This is a genomic window from Enterovibrio baiacu, from assembly GCF_004120195.1.
Taxonomy (GTDB): domain Bacteria; phylum Pseudomonadota; class Gammaproteobacteria; order Enterobacterales; family Vibrionaceae; genus Enterovibrio; species Enterovibrio baiacui.
In genome coordinates this window covers 84,615-104,080 of the sequence record NZ_SCHN01000019.1, presented here as the reverse complement: position 1 = coordinate 104,080, position 19,466 = coordinate 84,615, and the positions used below count along the sequence as shown (strand labels likewise).

Genomic DNA, 19,466 nt, shown 5'->3' with positions numbered 1-19,466 from the left:
ACCTGACTCCATGCCGAACTCAGTAGTGAAACGTAACAGCGCCGATGGTAGTGTGGGGCTTCCCCATGTGAGAGTAGGACATCGCCAGGCTTCCAATTTAGATATGTGTATTGAACGACATGTATCGGATGAACAGGAGACTGTTTATCACCGTGTGGAGCGGTAGTTCAGTTGGTTAGAATACCGGCCTGTCACGCCGGGGGTCGCGGGTTCGAGTCCCGTCCGCTCCGCCATTTATTAAGAAGCCTCGCTAGCAATAGCGGGGCTTTTTATCGTCTGTGGGTTTTGCAGATGGACTCTCACGCGCCTTCGGCTTGAGTCCCGAACGTGCGCGTCCCCGGCCGTTCCGCCATTTATTAAGAAGCCTCGCTAGCAATAGCGGGGCTTTTTATCGTCTGTGGTTTTTATAGACAAGTATCCACTGCCTTCGATACCTCTTCACGAATACGCGTTTTCCCTCGTAGTTCAGTTCTCACTACTCATTTTCAGATGCAATTGCAGTGAATGACTAATTTATAGAACGTCATTCTTATCAATGAGAGAGTAATTAGATACCATCGATATATTATTTCAGTGAATGAACGAGGTTTGGAGAGCAATCATAATGAATGACCTATCGGCTTTAATTCAGATGACGCTTTTATGCAGTGCAATAGCCGCTGTTGTAGCGACTCCTGCGATTATTGGATTATTTGCATTTAATAAGTATCGTAGCGGTAAAGATCTCGCTGATTAGTGAAGGATTGTTCGAAAACTGGCCACTTGGAGTACGCTTTTGCATTCTGTTCTAGCAATTTTTTTTAGAATGGATAGAATGTTTTTCCTATAGGGGTGTAGCTCCAATTGGCAGAGCAGCGGATTCCAAATCCGCGTGTTGGGAGTTCGAATCTCTCCACCCCTGCCAGATTTAAGGCTCTAGCAGAAATGCTAGAGCCTTTTTCGTTTCTGTCACTTTTTCAAAGTGATGTTGGGAGCTGGAGCGCCAGCCCGGTCGAATCTCTCTACCCCTGCCACATTTGAGGTCTAGACTGCGCGTCCCGGCAGAAATACCGGAGCCTTTTTCGTTTCTATCACTTTTTCAAAGTGATGTTGGGAGCTGGAGCGCCAGCCCGGTCGAATCTCTCTACCCCTGCCACATTTGAGGTTCTAGACTGCGCGTCCCGGCGGAAATATCGGAGTCTATTTCGCATCTGTCACTTTTTTGTATTATGCAGAGGACTGCCACGGCTCTGATTTAACCCTCTGTTTTTCAAATGACAGTTCATAATGCTATTCGTAGGCTGATTGACGTTGCTCTCCGGCGATGAACTTCTCGTCTAATAGATAGCCATTTTTATTGGGTGCATGTCCCCCTCGTCTTAGCGCTTGGAGAGTTTAAGGCGTATCATACTGCTACTGTTTCTCATCATCACGGTTAAGAACCATGAATCAAGCTGTCCTACTTTCATTTATCGCGTTGGGCGGTGCTGTTGGTGCCTGCTCTCGATACCTTATTTCTGAACTGTGTGTCGTCTTGCTAGGGCGCGGATTTCCCTTTGGCACATTGACGGTCAATGTTATTGGCTCGCTTGCTATGGGCTTTCTCGTTGCTGTTCTAGAGCAAGAAACCTTCGCAGCGGGTCCTTGGAAGCACCTCATTGGATTGGGTTTCTTGGGTGCACTTACCACGTTTTCCACTTTCTCTATGGATAATGTTTTGATGATCCAACAAGGAGAATGGTTGAAGATGGGGTTAAACGTTGTGCTTAATGTCGTTGTCTGTATTTTTGCTGCATGGGCGGGTTTTCAGCTTTTAATGCGCAGCTAGTCACACCCTCTGCGGTTGAGATGGTTTATCTGATTACCTATACTGCTCGATGATACTTGTCGGAGTGCCATTTGGCTGAGACCGTGAAAGCGGGATCCGTTGAACCTGATCAGGCTAATACCTGCGAAGGAAACAAGAGAAGCAAACTTACATGCCGTAGGTATATCTATTTTTTGGATAGGTGTATTTATGTGCAAACATCACTCTTGAAGCGCCTATCCGGCAAGCATTTATTCCCACATAAACTTGGAGTAATGCTATGTCGAGCCGTAAACAATCTAGAAGCGAAGCGAAAGCTTTCATCGACAATCTGTCGGTACAACCTTTTCCCAATTCTCAAAAAGTCCATGTAGAGGGCTCCCGCCCTGATATTCGCGTAGGCATGCGTGAAATTTCTCTAGCCCCAAGCCTCATTGGTGGCAGCAAAGATAATCCTCAATTTGAAGACAACGAACCGGTCCGTGTTTATGACACGTCCGGCGTTTATACCGATCCTGATTACGATATTGATATCTATTCCGGCCTGCCCAAGTTGCGCGAGCGTTGGATAGAAGAACGCTCTGATACTGAATTGCTGGATACTGTCTCATCTGAATTCGCACAAACTCGCTTGGATGATGACACCTTAGATGAATTGCGCTTTGGCCAATTGCCAACGGTTCGTCGCGCTCAAAAAGGTCGTTGTGTTACCCAGCTTCACTATGCGCGCCAAGGGATTATTACTCCGGAAATGGAGTACATTGCTATTCGTGAAAATATGGGGAGCCCTAAATATTCTGATGAACAGTTAAACCGCCAACATACAGGTGAAAGCTTTGGCGCTAACTTACCGAAAGAAATCACCCCTGAATTTGTACGTAAGGAAGTGGCGGAAGGGCGAGCTATCATTCCATCCAATATCAACCATCCAGAGTCAGAGCCGATGATCATTGGGCGAAACTTTCTGGTGAAGGTGAATGCCAATATTGGTAACTCCTCAGTGAGTTCATCCATTGAAGAAGAAACCGAGAAACTGATCTGGTCAACACGCTGGGGCGGCGACACGGTGATGGACCTTTCTACGGGGCGTAATATCCACGAAACACGCGAGTGGATTTTACGAAATAGCCCAGTGCCAATTGGCACAGTACCCATGTATCAAGCGCTTGAAAAGGTGAATGGTGTCGCTGAAGACCTGACTTGGGAAGTGATGCGCGATACCTTGATTGAACAAGCTGAGCAGGGTGTGGATTACTTTACCATCCATGCTGGCGTGCTTCTTCGCTACGTTCCTATGACCGCCAAACGCGTGACGGGTATCGTGTCTCGCGGTGGCTCAATCATCGCCAAATGGTGTCTTGCTCATCACACCGAAAGTTTCCTATATACCCATTTCCGAGAAATCTGTGAAATCTGTGCGCAGTATGATGTCGCCTTGTCTCTAGGCGATGGCCTGCGTCCGGGCTCTGTAGCCGATGCGAATGATGAAGCACAGTTTTCGGAATTACGCACCTTGGGCGAATTGACCAAGGTTGCATGGGAATACGATGTTCAGGTCATGATTGAAGGACCGGGACATGTTCCGATGCACATGATCAAAGAGAACATGGATGAGCAGCTGAAGCATTGTCACGAAGCGCCTTTCTATACGCTTGGTCCGCTAACGACAGATGTTGCGCCAGGTTATGACCACATTACATCAGGTATTGGTGCCGCAATGATTGGCTGGTTTGGCTGCGCCATGCTTTGCTATGTGACGCCTAAAGAGCACCTTGGTTTACCCAACAAAGATGATGTGAAAGTCGGCTTGATCACTTATAAGCTCTGCGCGCATGCTGCTGACCTTGCGAAAGGGCACCCTGGTGCTCAGGTTCGTGATAATGCTTTGTCTAAAGCACGCTTTGAATTCCGTTGGGAGGATCAATTTAACTTAGCGTTGGACCCAGAAACAGCACGTGCGTACCACGATGAAACCCTGCCGCAAGAATCTGGCAAGGTGGCTCATTTCTGCTCGATGTGCGGCCCTAAATTCTGCTCAATGAAGATCAGCCAGGAAGTCCGTGAATACGCGAAAAACCAAGAGCTTGGTGAAGCGATTGAAGTGCAAATGCTTGATGATCCGCTTGAAGGCATGAAGCAGAAGTCTGCTGAGTTTCTTGCGAAAGGCAGCGAACTTTATCATCAAAAGGCATAAGGGGTCGGTATGCAGGCTTCGAATGTATTCGTCAGTCAGCCTTTTGAAAAAATGGAGGAGGGCATTGGCCCTCTTTATCCTGTAGTTGATGATATTTTGCTACTTCAAAGGTTATTGGCCCTTGGTGTGAGAACGGTGCAGCTTCGGGTCAAAGACCCGAGCCATCCTCATCTCGATGCCATGATAAAGGACGCTGTTGGGTATGGTGAGCTCTACAATGCGCAGGTGTTCATTAATGATCACTGGGAAAAGGCGCTCGCAGCGGGGGCTTACGGCATACATTTGGGACAGGATGATCTAAAACGTGCTGATTTGGATGCCATTGCGAGTGCGGGTATTCGGTTAGGTGTGTCGACAAGAACGGCGGAAGAGCTGCAGTTAGCCCTCTCTTTAAATCCGAGCTACTTGGCGATTGGGCATATCTTTCCCACCCCGACCAAAAAAATGCCAACGCCTCCTCAAGGTATTGAACAGCTCAAGAGCCATTTGCTAACCGTGGGTGGAAAAGTGCCGACTGTGGCCATTGGTGGTATCGACCTCTCTGTCGCGTCAGAGGTGTGGCAGTCAGGTGTTGATGCCATTGCTGTTGTTCGTGCTGTCACTCAAGCCGAAGATTTAGCCGCAACCCTTCACTCTTTTGCCGAAATACTAAAAGAGGAGGCAAGGCATGAACCTTCCACCACTTTCTGATAAAGCATTTGATCGATATAGCCGTCAAATCATGCAGGCTGATTGGGGGGAGACATCTCAGCAAAAACTCACAGCGGCCAACGTATTGATTGTCGGCTGTGGAGGCTTAGGGACAGCGGCTGGGTTGTATCTTGCAGGTGCTGGGGTGGGGAACCTCGTATTAGCCGATGATGATGAGGTTGAATCTTCAAACTTGCCTCGTCAGGTCGCTTATCGCGAAACAGATGTAGGAAACCCCAAAGCCAAGGCGTTGAGTAACCAGCTCTGTGCGTTGAATCATCATATTCATTGTCGACCGGTCGAGCGTCGCCTCTTTGGTAAATCGCTTTCTTTGGAAGTGTCTCTTGCCGATTTGGTATTAGATTGCAGCGATAACATGGAGACGCGTCAAGCCATCAATGAGGTTTGTTTTACCTCGAAAACGCCCCTTATCTCTGGTGCAGCAATCGGTTGGAATGGTCAGTTAATGGTGTTTGATTTTGCTCGTGCGAATACACCGTGCTACCACTGTTTGTTCCCTGCGAAACATGATGAAACGACACGAAACTGCCAATCAGCAGGCGTTATTGGGCCTGTTGTTGGTGTGATTGGTAACTTTCAGGCACTTGTCGCACTGCAATACCTGACCCAGCCAGAGAAACCCTTAACGCGCTTTTATCACCTTGATGGGCGCACATTGTCATGGCAAATGATGCACGTTCCTCAGGACCCCGCATGCACAGTTTGTCAGGTTCAAAAGAAGGCGGTGATAAATGAACATTTGGCTTAATGAACAAGCGTATACAACGATTGATGCTTGCGATCTTAAAGCACTCATTACTGAATTGTCGCTGCCAGATAATGCTGTCGCGATTGCGCTTAATGGCGATATTGTTCCACGCCATCAGTGGCAAGACACGCTATTAGAGGAAGGTCTTCACATTGCTGTTTTTCAGGCTATTGCAGGGGGGTAACCATGTTAAAAATTGCCGATAGGGTTTTCTCATCCCGCCTTTTTACAGGAACAGGAAAGTTTTCAAGCACCAAAGCGATGGCGCTGAGCATTGCTGAAAGCGGCTCAGAACTGGTCACCATGGCACTAAAGCGTGTTGATATGAAGAATCGAGACGATGACATCCTTGCCCCTCTTTTAGCCTCTGGTATCCACTTGTTACCTAACACATCAGGTGCCAAAACAGCAAAAGAGGCGATATTTGCAGCGCGTTTAGCGCGAGAAGCATTGGGGACACACTGGCTAAAACTGGAAATTCATCCAGATCCAAAATACTTAATGCCCGACCCGATCGAAACACTTAAGGCCGCAGAGCAGTTAGTGCAAGAGGGCTTTGTTGTTTTGCCTTATTGCCATGCTGATCCCGTCTTGTGTAAGCGATTAGAAGAGGTGGGGTGCGCTGCTGTTATGCCGCTTGGAGCGCCAATTGGGAGTAACAAGGGGCTGGTTTCTAGCGATTTTCTCGACATCATTATTGACCAAGCGAAAGTGCCGGTTGTGGTTGATGCGGGGATTGGAGCTCCTTCCCATGCCGCTTTTGCCATGGAGAAAGGCGCGGATGCTGTGCTTGTAAACACGGCAATTGCTACAGCAGCAAACCCCGTGGCGATGGCTCATGCGTTTAAATTGGCGGTTGAAAGCGGCCGGATGGCTTACGAAGCGGGGTTAGCAGGTAGAGCACAACACGCCGTGGCGTCGAGCCCATTGACCGCATTTTTGGATGAGCTTGCGTGATAACAGGGAGGTTATATGGGTTTTTCCGAACAATGGTCTGAGCTCGAATGGGATGATATCCGGCTATCGATTTACAGTAAAACGACCAGTGATGTATCGCGCGCCTTGGCAAAATCGAAACGCGACCTTGAAGATTTCAAAGCGCTGATATCGCCTGCTGCTGAACCCTTTTTAGAGCAAATGGCGCAACAAGCCGCAGCGGCGACACGGCGTCGTTTTGGGTACACGGTGAATTTCTATGTGCCGCTTTATTTATCAAACTTATGCGCGAATGCTTGCACCTACTGCGGTTTTTCAATGGAAAACCGTATCAAGCGAAAGACTTTGTCGATGCCGGATATTGAGCGTGAATGTGATGCCATCAAAGCCATGAACTTTGACAGTATTTTGCTCGTCACCGGTGAACATCAAACCAAGGTAGGCATGGCGTATTTCCGTGATGCAGTGCCTGCGATTAAGCAGCACTTCAGCTATTTGGCGATGGAAGTTCAGCCGATGGAAGAGCAAGAGTATGCGGAGTTGCGTAGCCTCGGTTTGGATGCGGTGATGGTCTATCAAGAGACGTACAACCGCGGCACTTACGCAGAGCACCACCTTCGCGGGAACAAAACGGATTTTGCATATCGACTCGATACACCAGATCGACTCGCGCGAGCGGGTATCGATAAAATCGGCATTGGTGCCCTGATTGGACTGGATGAATGGCGTACCGACTGCTTCTTTGTTGCGAGTCATCTTGATTACTTGGAGCGCACCTACTGGCGCAGTCGCTATTCGATTTCTTTCCCGAGGTTACGTCCCTGTGAAGGTGCAGTTCAACCTAAGTCGGTGATGACAGATCGCCAATTGGTACAACTTATTTGCGCCTATCGGTTGTTGAATCCAGATGTGGAACTGTCTTTATCGACCCGCGAGTCTCCTGTTTTTCGGGACAAAGTTCTACCACTGGGGATTACCTCGATGTCCGCAGCATCGAAAACACAACCAGGAGGGTATGCTGATAACGAAGAAGCACTTGAGCAATTTGCTGTGTCTGATGAGCGCAGTGCCAGAGAGGTCGCGACGGCCGTTAAACAGGCGGGGTTTGACGTGGTGTGGAAAGACTGGGACACATCGTATTCAGGGTAAGTGCAATAAAACAAAAAGGCACCCTAGGGCTGTCTCTCATACACAAATCCCTGAGCAATGCTCAGGGATTTTTTTTGAACTCATTTTGCATGGCGTGATCAGATCGTTTAGGACTCATTATTTGAGGCGATTATGATGATGAATCCAAAGCAGTGGGCGAAACGCCAATTTGGGCACGCAAACCTCAATGACCCAAGACGCACGCAAAGACTCGTATCACTGGCCGCCTCAATCGCTCAACAACCCGGAGTTGCCGTGTCCAGACTTGCCCTATCCCCCGCTGAGATGGAAGGCGCTTATCGCTTTATCCGCAACGAGAACATCCAAGCCGACGATATCGCTGAAGCGGGTTTTCTTGCTACCGCACAGCAAGCTAAGGCTTACCACACCTTATTGGCGCTTGAAGACACGACGTCGCTGACTTACAAGCATGACAGCATCAGAGACTCATTGGGACATGTCAATCAAGGTGACAAAAACCGTGCGATTCAAGCGCATTCTGTCTTGCTGTTTGCACCACAAAACCAGCAAGTGATAGGTCTCATCGAACAGCAGCGCTGGACACGGGATATCAAGAAGCGCGGGCAACGCTACCAACATGCCACTCGCCCTTATGAGGAAAAAGAGAGCTATAAGTGGGAGCAGGCATCAACCAATATGTCTGCCCGTTTAGGTGAGGAGCTCAGCAAGATCATTTCCGTTTGTGACCGTGAAGCTGACCTGTTTGAATATCTGACTTATAAAACCCAGCATCAACAGCGTTTTGTCGTTCGCTCGATGCAGAGCCGGTGTATTCAAGAGCACGCTCACAAGCTCTATGACTACTCAAACACATTACCTCTTGCTGCGACAAAATCTCTCCGCATCCCTCAGAAAGGGGGAAGAAAAGCCCGGGAAGTGAAGTTGGACGTCAAATATGCTCAAGTGACCCTTAAAGCCCCAGCAAACAAGCGCTCTGAGGCAGATATCCCACTGTATTACGTCAGTGTCGTAGAGCGGAGTGATAGCGACGAAAAACTGGCATGGCATTTACTGACGTCTGAGCCTGTCACTTGCTCGAAAGAAGCCCTGGAGGTTGTCAGTTACTACGAGCGTCGGTGGTTGATTGAGGATTACCACAAAGTATGGAAAAGCAGCGGCACTGCAGTAGAAGACCTGAGAATGCAAAACCGGGAGAACTTAGAGCGCATGAGCGTGATACTGGCCTTTATCGCTGTGCGTATACTCCAGCTTCGTTTTATCAAGGAATATAAAGCAGAAGTGGATCCACAAGGTTGTGACAGTCTGCTTGGTCAGAAAGCTTGGAAGTTACTCTGGTTGAAAATGGAAGGTGGTCCGTTACCTCAACAGCCACCAGATATGCTGTGGGCTTACGAATGTCTGGCTAAGTTAGGAGGGTGGAAAGATACGAAGCGAACAGGTCGGGCGTCAGTAAAAGCCCTATGGGAAGGATGGTTCAAGTTACAAACCATCCTTGAGGGTTACGAGTTGGCCATGTCTCTTAACTACGAGGACTTGTGATCAAGAGACAGCCAAAAGGAGCCTTTCATTCAGCATGCAAAAACTTAACGCGACAGCGGTTGGGTTGCTTGCTTAAGCCATGCTAAGTCTTCGCCATCAAGAGACAGGCTCACGTCTTGCCATACTTTCTGGTGGTAATCGTTCCACCAATTTATTTCGCTATCAGTCAGCAAGGAAACATCAACGAGTCGGCGATCAATCGGTGCGCGGGTTAGCGACTCAAAACCAAGCACCGTCATATCACCCTGCGTCGGCACTTCCACGACGATTTCCAAGTTTTCAATGCGAATACCGAATGCATCTGCGCGGTAGTAGCCTGGTTCATTCGACAGCACCATACCCGGAAGCAACGCGACAGTATTCGGCGCTTTTGCGATACGTTGAGGGCCTTCGTGCACACTAAGGAAATGGCCCACTCCATGGCCAGTACCATGGTCGTAATCAAAGCCGTGTGCCCATAGATGTTGACGGGCTAGCGCATCTAACTGGCTGCCGCTGGTGCCTTTCGGGAAGCGTGCTGTACCCAGCGCAATATGGCCTTTCAGTACTAAGGTGAAGGCGGTTTTCACTTCGTCTGAGCACTCACCAATCGCAATGGTTCGCGTGATGTCCGTGGTGCCATCTGGGTATTGACCGCCTGAATCCACCAAATACACATTGTTGAGCTCAAGCTCGCCCGGTTCTGGTTGATTGAGGTGGTTGTAATGGCACATTGCCGCATTTCCGCCAGCGGCAGATATAGTGTCAAAGCTCAAATCAGCAAGGGTGTCATCTTTCTCACGGAAGCTGAGAAGCATGTCAGAAAGCTCGGCCTCATTCGGAAGGTTTCCTGCAGCGACTTGTGTATCAATCCAAGCGAGGAAACGGCTCACTGCAACGCCATCACGAATATGACACGCTTTGATGCCGGCAATTTCAGTGCTGTTTTTAGCGGCTTTTGGCAACATGCACGGATCGGCAGCATGCACGATATTCGCGCCATGTTGGTTAAGCACCTGACTTGCCCACGCATTGCTTGTTTGTGGGTCAACCAACACCGTTTTTCCGCCCAATGAGGACAAAGACGCTTCGAGAGCCTCTGGCGCTAGCACAGACACACCGTGGCCAACATGCGCCATGAAATCGTCTGGCAAACGTGCTGGGTCGATGAAAAAGGTCACATTGCCGTTGGCTTCAATCAGCGCACTTGAGAGCAGTACAGGCAGTCGTGACACATCGCCACCGCGGATATTAAGTAGCCAGCAAATGCTATCAAGTTGGCTCAATAGCGCAGCATCAGCACCTGATGTTGCAAGGGTTTGGCCGATGCGTTGACGTTTGTCTTCACTGCTTTGACCGACAAGGTCATTCCCCATCAATCGGGCGTCAGTGAGTAACGGAGCTGGGCGATCATGCCACAAGGTATCGATTGGGTTACTGTCGATGCGAATGAGCTCAAGAGTGCCGTCTACTACTGATTCAGCTTGTGCTAACCAATTGGCGCTGTGAAGACGTGGATCCACGGCCACTTTGCTGCCAAGTGGCAATGTATTAAGTAGCCACTGCAGTGCAGGTTCCTCAATCAGGTGGCGGTATTCAAAAGTATCGGCAGGGACTTGCTTGCGCACTTGTACCGTGTAGCGACCATCGACAAACATCGCCGCTTTTTCGCGCGTGATCACCGCCGCGCCTGCTGAGCCTGTAAATCCGGTTACCCAATGGAGACGTTCATTATGTTCTGGAATGTATTCGCCAAGAAATTCATCTTCATGCGGAATAATCAGCGCGTCCAGTGACTGGTCTTCAAGCCAACGTCGTAAAGCCTCGACGCGTTCAGCAGTCGTAGTGTGCATGTCTCGTCCTATTATTATCTGTTTGAATGATCGTAACGTTCAAAATGGGCTGAAACCCTGTGGTTTCTTAACCTCTACGCTATCTGTTTTCCTCTGCCGCTGCAATTTCTGTCATATGTCTGCAACGCGAAATAATTAATTCCCTTAGCCAGTGATGCCCAGGATCACTTTGTCGGCTTTGATGCCAAAATAAGGTGTATGCCATGGGGGGAAGAGGCTCTGGCAGTGTTAGCACCATCATATCGAGTTGCTTGGCGACCGAATACGCAAAATGTGACGGTGCGGTAAAGACCAAATCGGTGTGCGTACAGAGACTTGCGGCACTGTTAAAGTCGGGCACATACATAGCGATATCCCGCTCAAGACCTCTTTCTGCCAGCTTGTAATCCAGTAACCATCTGTCGCTGCCATCGCAACGTACTTGCACATGCCGTTGTGCAAGGTAGGTGTCCATATCCCATTTTTCACGCAAGATGGGATGGCCTTTCCTCACAATAACCCGTTGATGATCTTGATAGAGTTCCTCATACACAATGCCTTTCGGAGGCATGAGTGTGAGCATGGCATCTGCGGGGTTTAGGTCTTTTCCAGTAATGCCAAAATCGACATCACCACGTGCCATCGCATCAAAGGTATGTGCTCCCCACGCTTCGGTATCCAATGTTATCGAGGGCGCGGCATCGAGTATTTCCCCTAAAAAGCGGGGCAATAGCAAGGGGTAGGCGCTTTCTACCAAGGCCAAATGAAAGCGACGATCACTGGTGGCGGGATTGAATTCGTCAGTGACGGTCAGCCCTTCAATATGACCGAGTAAGTTTTTCAACCCGATTTTGAGCGAAATGGCTTTCGGCGTGGGATGGAGACCATGAGAGGTGCGATTGAAGAGTGGGTCATCAAATTGTGTGCGTAATTTCGCGAGGTTTTTACTGACGGCCGATTGGCTCAAATTCAACCGCTGCGCGGCGCGCGTGACGTTACATTCTTCGATTAATACATGAAGACAAATCAGCAGACTGAGATCGTAACGAAGCAACTGGTTGAGGTTCATTTAGTGATATTCCAAATTGGCATGTTTGACCTGAATATAAACCATTTTCGCTCATATCTAAATCCGACTACACTTCGCGCAAATCATCAGGAGAAATCTATGTCCACCCCTTCTTCAAAACCTGATAGTCGCCTTGTTGCGTTAATGGTCTTGCTGGTGCTCTTTAGCCCGCTTGCCATTGATATCTATCTGCCTGCAATGCCACTAATGGCGACGGAATTCGATGTCGCCCCTACACGTATCCAAGACACGATTTCTTGGTTTCTTGTGAGCTTAGGCCTCGGGCAGTTGTTGGCGGGCCCATTGGCTGATCGTTTTGGCCGTCGCCCTGTCGCGATGGCTGGCATTGCGATTTATGCCGCGAGTTCAGCATTGGCGTGGGTAGCACAATCACTGGATGCTTTGCTGATTGCGCGTTTGCTCCAAGGTGCGGGTGCATGTGCAACGTCGGTGTGTGCATTTGCTGCAGTTCGAGACAGCTTTGGTGCGAAAAAAAGCGGCCAGATGATCAGCTACCTTAACGGTGCCATTTGTTTTATCCCCGCGCTTGCCCCATTGCTCGGCAGTTGGTTGACGCACATGTTTGGCTGGCGTTCAAACTTCAGCTTCATGATGGCTTATGCGGTTGTGGCATTTGTGTTGGTCATGACGCTGTTCCGTGAGACGCGCCCAGCAGATACCGACACCAGTGGTCGTTTGCTAAGCCCATCGCGCTATTGGCAAGTCTTGAAAGAGCCCGTGTTTGTTTACCATGCGGTGCTTTGCCTGTTGGCGATGTCTGTCATTCTCGCGTATGTGACCTCTGCACCTGTTCGATTGATTTCAGAACTTGGTTTGTCCATGGAGGCCTTCACCTTATGGTTTGGTACCAATGCGGCGTTCAATATTTTCGCATCCATGACTGCACCAAAGGTGATCGAAAAATTTGGCAGCCGTAAAACACTGAATGCGGGCATGGTGACCTTGTTGTTTGCAGGTTGCTTGATGGCGGCATTGAGTGGCACGCAACAGGCGTGGGCATTTATGTTGCCAGTGATAGTGTCTTCATTTGGTTTTGCGTGGATTCTAGGCTCTGCGGCGGGTAAAGCCTTAGAACCATTTGGTCAGCGTGCAGGCACAGCCGCCGCATTGCTGGGTTTATTTCAAATGAGTGGCGCTGGCACCTTGGTGAGTTTGACGCAGCGCGCCGGTTTGAGTGAGCCACACTTGCTGGTTTTCCACATGCTATTGCTTGCACCAGGCCTACTTATTCTCTGGTCATCTGCCGGTAAGCGCTGGCACACCGCCGAATGCTAGTCTCGTGACTAAGCATGAATGAATACAAAATGATAAGACGCGAAAAGCGCAGGGTCTCGACAACCCATTAACATTTCTTCGCCCGCCAATTCTTATTGTGCGGGCATTTTTTTGTTGCTTAATAAGTCAAGGGAGTATATTTAGTGTGCAACCTTTTCTTTTCCACCCTTACATACACTAATAGGCAGTCATAATTTATGTCGATGTCGACAATCGAATTAGCACGTCATCTGGAAATGCTTGAAGAATCGCCAGAGAAAATGATGTTCGGAAAACTTCTTACTGAATTAAGCGGTATGAGCGAAGAGCGTGTTCAGCGAGCAGCACGTCAAGTGCCTATCAGCGGCCTGCGTGAGCTGGTACATCAGTTTAATAAGGTGATTCACGATCGTCGTGGTGAGCGCGTACAAGAGCTTGCACAAGAGATGGCGAATGATGGTATTTCAGCAGAAGAGCTGCGCCAATATTTAGCGCAGCGTACTCGCTAGAATTAAATATTACCCTGAACTACGTTTTACTTTTTCGCTGCTGAACCAAAAGACCTGCAACAATCATTAGCAATCCGACCAGCGTTGTTGGATGGATTTGTTCGCCTATGATCGTGGCAAGCAGTAATAAAGAAATAAATGGCGAAATAAAAATGAGATTACTTATACGCGCTGTATTTGACGCTAACTTAATGGCATTTAACCAAAGCACGAACGTGATCCCCATTTCGAATAAGCCAACATAGCTAACTGCTAACCAGCCTTGCCAAGGAATGCCGCTCCAATCACTGGTGTAAAGGCTCAGTCCAATCGAAAAGGGCAGTGACAAAAGAAAGCCAAGCAGTAGACCTATCACTGGGTCGGCTTGGTTTTTTGCATTTAGGATCCAGTACCCGGCCCACAGTAAAGTGGATAGCAGCGCCAAGCCAACCCCTAACGGACTGTCAAAATTCAACGCAAGCACATCCCCTTTTGTGGCAATCACCACCACCCCGGCATAACCAAGCACTGCAGCAATCCAATCTTGTTTACGGATTTTCTGCCCCATAAAAAGGGCGGCCATCAGCGTGAGTGTGATGGCCCAACTGTAATTCAGTGGCTGAGCTTGAGACGCGGGCAGTAAATCGTAGGCTTTGAAAAGCACCAAGTAATAAATCAGTGGGTTAATTAAACCCAACATCAAATAATAAAGTGGGCGTTTAGAAAAGGTGGTCGTGAGCGTACTCAGCGTGCCTTTCCATGCTGCAATCGCGGCAAGAGACAGTGCAGACACCACGCTCGCTGCTGCAAGCATTTGGATGGGGTCCATGTAAGTGAGTGTGATCTTGAAGGCAGTCGCGACGGTTGACCACAGTAACACCGCAGCCAATCCGTAGCCGATCGCAAGGCGGTCGTTCATGAAGAGTCATTCCATTGAGAAAGAGAGAGCATGCAGTCTAGAGCAATCGGTGACCATTAGAAAAGCTGGACATTTATCCAGTGTCTTATTAGCCTTCAATACTGGTTATGGTGTGAAATGAAAAGGTTATCGCATGCAGATTGAAAGCCTGCTTTCGGATGGAATGATTTGGGCGGCCGCTGGCGCTGGAGCAGGGGTAACAGCCATTGTTGGCACCCTCTTTCACCGATTCTCTCAGCGAAACCTTCGTGACCTGATGATGCAGCAACAAGACGCCGATGAAAAAATAAGCCAATCCACGATATTACGTCTCGAAGCCGAAGCGCGCACATTGCAAGATGAGCTCGATGGCATGGATTTAGAGCGTGACCGATTGAGCAATGAACTTCGAAACCAATACGGCAAACTGACAGCAGCGGCGGAGAAACTGCGCCAGATGGACATTCTCCGCAGTGAAAAAGACCAACTTACCGACACGGTGGAAACCCTTCGAGACCACAAAGCCGCGTTAGAGCTTTCCCTTCGAGAGCAGCAAACCCGCACGGAAGAGCAACTCGAAGCCGCTGATGCAAAAATTCGATTACTCGAGGGGGCGGAAGAACGCTTACGTGTGCAGTTTGAAAGCTTGGCGAACAAGGTGTTCGACCATAAAACACGCACAGTGGATGAACAAAATCGTCAGAGTTTAGAAAGCTTACTGGGGCCGCTAAAAAGCCAACTTGAAGGCTTCCACAAACAGGTTTCAGACAGCTTCGGTGAGCAAGCCAAAGAGCGCCATACCCTGATCCATGAAATTAAAAGCCTGCAAAAGCTCAATGAAGACATGACCCGAGAAGCGGTGAACCTCACGCAAGCGTTAAAAGGCGATAATAAGCAGCAAGGGAATTGGGGTGAGGTGGTACTTGCGCGTGTGCTAGAAGAGTCAGGGTTACGTGAAGGACATGAATATCAAACGCAGGTCAGCCTTGAAAACGAGCAAGGTAAGCGTTATCAGCCCGATGTCATTGTGCGTTTGCCTCAAGGCAAAGACGTCGTTATTGATGCCAAAATGGCGCTGGTGGCTTACGAGCGTTATTACCACGCAGAAACCCTGACCGACAAAGACAGCGCCTTGCGAGAGCATGTGGCGTCTATTCGCGGGCATATCCGAGGCCTTGGGCGCAAAGATTATCATCAGCTTCATGGCATACAGAGTTTGGATTATGTTTTGATGTTTATTCCGGTTGAGCCAGCATTCCAAATTGCCCTTGAAGCCGAGCCTTCATTGATTCGCGAAGCCCTCGATCACAACATCATGCTCGTCAGTCCAACCACCTTGTTGGTCGCTCTTCGTACCATCAATAATCTATGGCGGTATGAGCACCAAAACCAAAATGCCCGTTTAATTGCAGAAAAAGCCGCCAAACTTTATGACAAAATTCGTCTGTTTGTTGTTGATATTGAAGGGCTGGGCAGCGCGTTAGACAAAGCGGCTGACAGTTACCAAGGTGCGCTCAACAAGCTTTCAACGGGACGCGGGAACATTTTGCGTCAAGCGGAAGGCTTTAAAACGCTGGGTGTGGAGGTGAAACGGGATATCAGTGTGGCGATGCTGAAAAGAGATGCGTCGGACGATGAAGACGACGCGCCAGCCTTGTCGGCATCTCGTGATTAAGCCTGACCTCTTATCCACGGCACGAACCGCTTTTCGCCTTTGTGGGTATAAAGTACACTAAGCAGCAAAAATAACGGGCATTCTCTTAGCACGTCCGCTATTACTCAGGGGTTTACGATGACAGATACGACACAGGGCGTGACGCAAGACGCGGATCAGAATACCACTCACTTTGGCTTTCAAACGATAGCCAAAGAAGACAAAGTCAGCATGGTGGCCAATGTCTTCCACAATGTGGCAGCGAAGTACGACATCATGAACGACGTGATGTCTATGGGTATTCACCGGATTTGGAAACGCTTCACCATTGATTGCAGTGGTGTGCGTCCAGGTCATCGCGTGTTGGACTTGGCTGGTGGAACCGGCGATCTGACAGCAAAATTTTCCCGCATCGTGGGTGATAAAGGTCAGGTTATTCTGGCGGATATCAATAACTCGATGCTCAATGTTGGCCGCGATAAACTGCGCGACATCGGCATTGTTGGCAACGTGAATTACGTGCAAGCCAATGCCGAAGAATTGCCATTCCCAGACGACTACTTTGACTGCATTACCATTGGTTTTGGTCTGCGCAATGTCACCGACAAAGACAAAGCACTGCGTTCCATGTATCGCGTATTGAAGCCGGGTGGCCGTTTGTTGGTGCTGGAATTTTCCAAGCCTATCGTCGAGCCATTGTCAAAAGTGTACGACGCATACTCCTTCCACCTGTTGCCGAAGATGGGCGAACTCATTGCTAACGATGCGGAAAGTTACCGCTATCTTGCTGAGTCCATTCGCATGCACCCAGATCAAGAGACCTTGAAAGGGATGATGGAAGATGCCGGTTTCGAGCAAACGAAATACTTCAACCTGACCGGTGGCATTGTTGCCTTGCACCGTGGTTACAAATTCTAAGGTGCTGCTATGCCACTCGATCCGTTAGTGACCGCCGTTGTCGAAACCAGTCTCAATACGCTGATCCGTCAAGACAGCGAAAGCCAACGCCGTTTAGCGCGGTTAAAAGGCAACGTGCTGCGCGTCAAACTGACCGACATCAACAAGCAATTGGTGTTTGTATTTAGTCAGCAAGTGGATGTGTTGGCCGCGTTTGAAGGCGATGCTGATTGCGAACTTGCCCTTGCGGTTTCCGTGCTTCCTCAGCTAAAAGACAAAGCCAACCTGACCCGTTTGATCAAGCAAGACAAACTGCATCTAGACGGCGACATCGATATAGCGCAGCACTTCTCCAGCTTGTTGAATGGGTTAAACCCGGACATTGCCGAGTGGCTGTCTCACTATACCGGTGACGTGGTTGCACACACCTTGGTCAGAACGGCGCAACAAGGCGTCGCGTTTCTTAAAGATGTGGGTAAGCGTCAGCAGCGTTATGCCGCAGAGTTGGTGGTTGAAGAGTGGCGTTTAGCGCCTGGTGCACTGGAAGTCGCGTATTTCGCAGACCAAGTGGACGATGTGCAAAGCCATGCCTCGCGCCTTCAAGCACGTATCGATGCGTTCGAACAAAAGCTCAACGCAATCGCTAAGGTGGAGAGCGCATGACACCCAGCGAAATTCGCCGTTTATACCAGATCACCAAAGTTCAGCTAAATTACGGGCTTGATGAGCTATTACCAAAGCAACCCATCACGCGTGGGCCTCACTTCATGCGCAAAATGCTGTTTTGGTTGAAAAACAGTCATGAAGACAAAGTGTTGGGTGAGCGTCTTCGATTGGCATTGCAAGAACTTGGCCCTGTCTGGATCAAGTTCGGGCAGATGATGTCAACCCGACGCGATCTGTTTCCGCCAGCGATCGCCGACCAACTCGCCATGCTGCAAGACCAAGTTGCTCCTTTCGATGGCAAATTGGCGAAAGCGCAGATGGAAGAGGCTTTAGGTGGACCTCTTGAAACCTGGTTTGATGACTTCGATGAAACGCCCTTGGCTTCTGCTTCCATTGCGCAGGTTCACACCGCGATACTAAAAGAGAATGGTCGCGAGGTGGTGCTCAAAGTGATTCGCCCCGACATCCTTCCTGTCATTCAAGCTGACATCAATCTGATGTACCGCATGGCGCGCATCGTTGCCCGTTTTTTGCCAGAAGCACGACGCTTGAAGCCTGTAGAGGTAGTGCGTGAGTACGAAAAAACACTGCTTGATGAACTCGATTTGATGCGTGAAGCGGCTAATGCCATTCAGCTTCGTCGTAACTTCGAAAATGACCATATTCTCTATGTGCCAGAAGTCTTCAGCGATTACTGCCGTACACGCTTGATGGTGTCTGAGCGCATCTATGGCATTCAAGTGTCAGACATGGAAGGCCTACGAGAAAACGGAACCGATTTAAAACTCCTTGCCGAACGTGGCGTACAGGTGTTCTTCACACAAGTTTTCCGTGATAGCTTCTTCCACGCTGACATGCACCCTGGCAATGTATTCGTGTCTTATGACCACCCTGAAGACCCACAATGGATAGGATTGGACTGTGGCATTGTTGGCACATTAAACCGTGAAGACAAACGCTACCTTGCTGAGAATTTCTTGGCGTTTTTCAATCGTGACTACCGCAAAGTCGCCGAACTGCACGTGGATTCAGGCTGGGTGCCCCATGACACCAATGTGGATGAGTTTGAATTTGCGATTCGCACTGTGTGCGAGCCGATTTTCGAAAAGCCATTGTGTGAAATATCTTTCGGCCATGTGCTGTTGAATCTATTCAATACAGCGCGTCGCTTTAATATGGAAGTGCAACCACAGCTTGTTCTGCTGCAAAAAACCTTGTTGTATGTAGAAGGGCTAGGGCGCCAGCTTTATCCGCAACTCGATTTGTGGGATACCGCCAAACCTTTCCTCGAAGACTGGATGTCTCGACAGCTCGGTCCAAAAGCGTTGATAAACGCAATTAAAGAAAAAGCACCATTTTGGGCTGAAAAACTGCCGGAGTTACCGGAACTTGTTTACGACAGCTTAAAGCAGGGACGTCAGGTAAACCAACGCATGGACGCCATGTACCAAGAGTTTATGTTGGCACGCCGCCAGCATAACCGTGCTCGCTTCTTACTTGGAGTGGGTGCTACATTGCTCGTTACCTCTGCCATACTGTATAGCAATCACGTGGATCTTCTCCCTCAGGTTGCTGGTGGTACGGCAGTGTTGAGTTGGTTATTCGCATGGCGAGCGTTTAATAAATGATTCCCTTGCCCTATCAAGGTGAAGTAGATTGGGGC

General features: G+C 49.2%; 17 protein-coding genes, 2 tRNA genes, 1 rRNA gene and 1 riboswitch. Of the genes, 17 read left to right on the top strand and 3 right to left on the bottom strand.

Annotated elements, in window-relative coordinates:
• The 11 genes from rrf to EQP46_RS19605 all read left to right on the top strand — a co-directional run.
• Nucleotides 1-90 (top strand): 5S ribosomal RNA (gene rrf / locus EQP46_RS24675); the annotation flags it as partial.
• Between the two features lie 66 nt (nucleotides 91-156).
• Nucleotides 157-233: transfer RNA gene (locus EQP46_RS19650), tRNA-Asp, on the top strand.
• Nucleotides 234-827: 594 nt separating this feature from the next.
• A tRNA-Trp gene (locus EQP46_RS19645) sits at nucleotides 828-904 on the top strand.
• A 519-nt stretch (nucleotides 905-1,423) separates the two neighbouring features.
• Nucleotides 1,424-1,807 carry a fluoride efflux transporter CrcB gene (gene crcB, locus EQP46_RS19640; protein ID WP_129495249.1) on the top strand — a complete coding sequence of 128 codons (384 nt, stop codon included), beginning with the start codon at nucleotides 1,424-1,426 and terminating at the stop codon, nucleotides 1,805-1,807.
• 50 nt (nucleotides 1,808-1,857) lie between these two features.
• Nucleotides 1,858-1,956, top strand: a riboswitch (TPP riboswitch).
• Between the two features lie 110 nt (nucleotides 1,957-2,066).
• Nucleotides 2,067-3,980, top strand: coding sequence for a phosphomethylpyrimidine synthase ThiC (gene thiC / locus EQP46_RS19635; protein WP_129495248.1), 1,914 nt, complete (start codon nucleotides 2,067-2,069; stop codon nucleotides 3,978-3,980).
• A gap of 9 nt (nucleotides 3,981-3,989) precedes the next feature.
• Entirely contained in the window at nucleotides 3,990-4,670 is a 681-nt protein-coding gene (gene thiE, locus EQP46_RS19630; protein ID WP_129495247.1) for a thiamine phosphate synthase, read from the top strand.
• Nucleotides 4,648-5,439: a HesA/MoeB/ThiF family protein gene (locus EQP46_RS19625; RefSeq protein ID WP_129495246.1), complete on the top strand. Its 792-nt coding sequence runs from the start codon at nucleotides 4,648-4,650 to the stop codon at nucleotides 5,437-5,439. Before thiE ends, EQP46_RS19625 begins: the two co-directional genes overlap by 23 nt.
• Entirely contained in the window at nucleotides 5,423-5,623 is a 201-nt protein-coding gene (gene thiS, locus EQP46_RS19620; RefSeq protein ID WP_129495245.1) for a sulfur carrier protein ThiS, read from the top strand. Before EQP46_RS19625 ends, thiS begins: the two co-directional genes overlap by 17 nt.
• A 2-nt stretch (nucleotides 5,624-5,625) precedes the next feature.
• Nucleotides 5,626-6,396, top strand: a complete 771-nt coding sequence (locus tag EQP46_RS19615; protein ID WP_129495244.1) for a thiazole synthase — start codon at nucleotides 5,626-5,628, stop codon at nucleotides 6,394-6,396.
• A gap of 15 nt (nucleotides 6,397-6,411) precedes the next feature.
• Entirely contained in the window at nucleotides 6,412-7,524 is a 1,113-nt protein-coding gene (gene thiH / locus EQP46_RS19610; RefSeq protein ID WP_129495243.1) for a 2-iminoacetate synthase ThiH, read from the top strand.
• A 138-nt stretch (nucleotides 7,525-7,662) separates the two neighbouring features.
• On the top strand, nucleotides 7,663-9,045 hold the full coding sequence (locus EQP46_RS19605; protein WP_129495253.1) for an IS4 family transposase: 1,383 nt from the start codon (nucleotides 7,663-7,665) through the stop codon (nucleotides 9,043-9,045).
• A 44-nt stretch (nucleotides 9,046-9,089) separates the two neighbouring features.
• Here EQP46_RS19605 and EQP46_RS19600 read toward each other — a convergent pair whose 3' ends face one another.
• Complete coding sequence (locus EQP46_RS19600; RefSeq protein WP_129495242.1) at nucleotides 9,090-10,877, bottom strand: aminopeptidase P family protein; 1,788 nt, start codon at nucleotides 10,875-10,877, stop codon at nucleotides 9,090-9,092.
• A 79-nt stretch (nucleotides 10,878-10,956) separates the two neighbouring features.
• Complete coding sequence (locus tag EQP46_RS19595) at nucleotides 10,957-11,925, bottom strand: LysR substrate-binding domain-containing protein (RefSeq protein ID WP_129495241.1); 969 nt, start codon at nucleotides 11,923-11,925, stop codon at nucleotides 10,957-10,959.
• A gap of 99 nt (nucleotides 11,926-12,024) precedes the next feature.
• Between EQP46_RS19595 and EQP46_RS19590 the strand changes: the two genes are divergently transcribed.
• Entirely contained in the window at nucleotides 12,025-13,221 is a 1,197-nt protein-coding gene (locus EQP46_RS19590; protein WP_129495240.1) for a multidrug effflux MFS transporter, read from the top strand.
• A gap of 197 nt (nucleotides 13,222-13,418) precedes the next feature.
• Nucleotides 13,419-13,709, top strand: a complete 291-nt coding sequence (gene tsrA, locus EQP46_RS19585) for an H-NS-like global regulator TsrA (protein ID WP_017010913.1) — start codon at nucleotides 13,419-13,421, stop codon at nucleotides 13,707-13,709.
• Between the two features lie 19 nt (nucleotides 13,710-13,728).
• Here the strand turns inward: tsrA and EQP46_RS19580 are convergent, their stop codons facing one another.
• The gene (locus EQP46_RS19580; protein WP_129495239.1) at nucleotides 13,729-14,607 is read right to left on the bottom strand and encodes a DMT family transporter; all 879 of its coding nucleotides are present in this window, start codon (nucleotides 14,605-14,607) and stop codon (nucleotides 13,729-13,731) included.
• A 133-nt stretch (nucleotides 14,608-14,740) separates the two neighbouring features.
• Here EQP46_RS19580 and rmuC point away from each other — a divergent pair, with 133 nt between their 5' ends.
• From rmuC to ubiB, 4 genes are all read left to right on the top strand, one after another.
• A complete protein-coding gene (gene rmuC, locus EQP46_RS19575) occupies nucleotides 14,741-16,261 on the top strand; it encodes a DNA recombination protein RmuC (RefSeq protein WP_129495238.1) in 1,521 nt (506 codons plus the stop codon).
• A gap of 117 nt (nucleotides 16,262-16,378) precedes the next feature.
• Nucleotides 16,379-17,158, top strand: a complete 780-nt coding sequence (gene ubiE / locus EQP46_RS19570) for a bifunctional demethylmenaquinone methyltransferase/2-methoxy-6-polyprenyl-1,4-benzoquinol methylase UbiE (RefSeq protein WP_102319020.1) — start codon at nucleotides 16,379-16,381, stop codon at nucleotides 17,156-17,158.
• A 9-nt stretch (nucleotides 17,159-17,167) separates the two neighbouring features.
• Nucleotides 17,168-17,800 (top strand): ubiquinone biosynthesis accessory factor UbiJ, encoded by a 633-nt coding sequence (locus EQP46_RS19565; protein WP_129495237.1) that lies wholly within the window; start codon nucleotides 17,168-17,170, stop codon nucleotides 17,798-17,800.
• Entirely contained in the window at nucleotides 17,797-19,431 is a 1,635-nt protein-coding gene (gene ubiB, locus EQP46_RS19560) for a ubiquinone biosynthesis regulatory protein kinase UbiB (protein WP_129495236.1), read from the top strand. Before EQP46_RS19565 ends, ubiB begins: the two co-directional genes overlap by 4 nt.
• Nucleotides 19,432-19,466: the final 35 nt, after the last annotated feature.

Bases quoted from the DNA above. Each gene is read 5' to 3' on its own strand.
- EQP46_RS19595 (WP_129495241.1), bottom strand. From the start codon at position 11,925: ATGAACCTCAACCAGTTGCTTCGTTACGATCTCAGTCTGCTGATTTGT.
- EQP46_RS19580 (WP_129495239.1), bottom strand. From the start codon at position 14,607: ATGAACGACCGCCTTGCGATCGGCTACGGATTGGCTGCGGTGTTACTG.
- EQP46_RS19590 (WP_129495240.1), top strand. From the start codon at position 12,025: ATGTCCACCCCTTCTTCAAAACCTGATAGTCGCCTTGTTGCGTTAATG.
- thiH (WP_129495243.1), top strand. From the start codon at position 6,412: ATGGGTTTTTCCGAACAATGGTCTGAGCTCGAATGGGATGATATCCGG.
- EQP46_RS19605 (WP_129495253.1), top strand. From the start codon at position 7,663: ATGAATCCAAAGCAGTGGGCGAAACGCCAATTTGGGCACGCAAACCTC.
- thiE (WP_129495247.1), top strand. From the start codon at position 3,990: ATGCAGGCTTCGAATGTATTCGTCAGTCAGCCTTTTGAAAAAATGGAG.
- EQP46_RS19565 (WP_129495237.1), top strand. From the start codon at position 17,168: ATGCCACTCGATCCGTTAGTGACCGCCGTTGTCGAAACCAGTCTCAAT.
- EQP46_RS19615 (WP_129495244.1), top strand. From the start codon at position 5,626: ATGTTAAAAATTGCCGATAGGGTTTTCTCATCCCGCCTTTTTACAGGA.
- crcB (WP_129495249.1), top strand. From the start codon at position 1,424: ATGAATCAAGCTGTCCTACTTTCATTTATCGCGTTGGGCGGTGCTGTT.
- EQP46_RS19625 (WP_129495246.1), top strand. From the start codon at position 4,648: ATGAACCTTCCACCACTTTCTGATAAAGCATTTGATCGATATAGCCGT.
- tsrA (WP_017010913.1), top strand. From the start codon at position 13,419: ATGTCGATGTCGACAATCGAATTAGCACGTCATCTGGAAATGCTTGAA.
- ubiB (WP_129495236.1), top strand. From the start codon at position 17,797: ATGACACCCAGCGAAATTCGCCGTTTATACCAGATCACCAAAGTTCAG.
- thiS (WP_129495245.1), top strand. From the start codon at position 5,423: ATGAACATTTGGCTTAATGAACAAGCGTATACAACGATTGATGCTTGC.
- EQP46_RS19600 (WP_129495242.1), bottom strand. From the start codon at position 10,877: ATGCACACTACGACTGCTGAACGCGTCGAGGCTTTACGACGTTGGCTT.
- ubiE (WP_102319020.1), top strand. From the start codon at position 16,379: ATGACAGATACGACACAGGGCGTGACGCAAGACGCGGATCAGAATACC.
- rmuC (WP_129495238.1), top strand. From the start codon at position 14,741: ATGCAGATTGAAAGCCTGCTTTCGGATGGAATGATTTGGGCGGCCGCT.
- thiC (WP_129495248.1), top strand. From the start codon at position 2,067: ATGTCGAGCCGTAAACAATCTAGAAGCGAAGCGAAAGCTTTCATCGAC.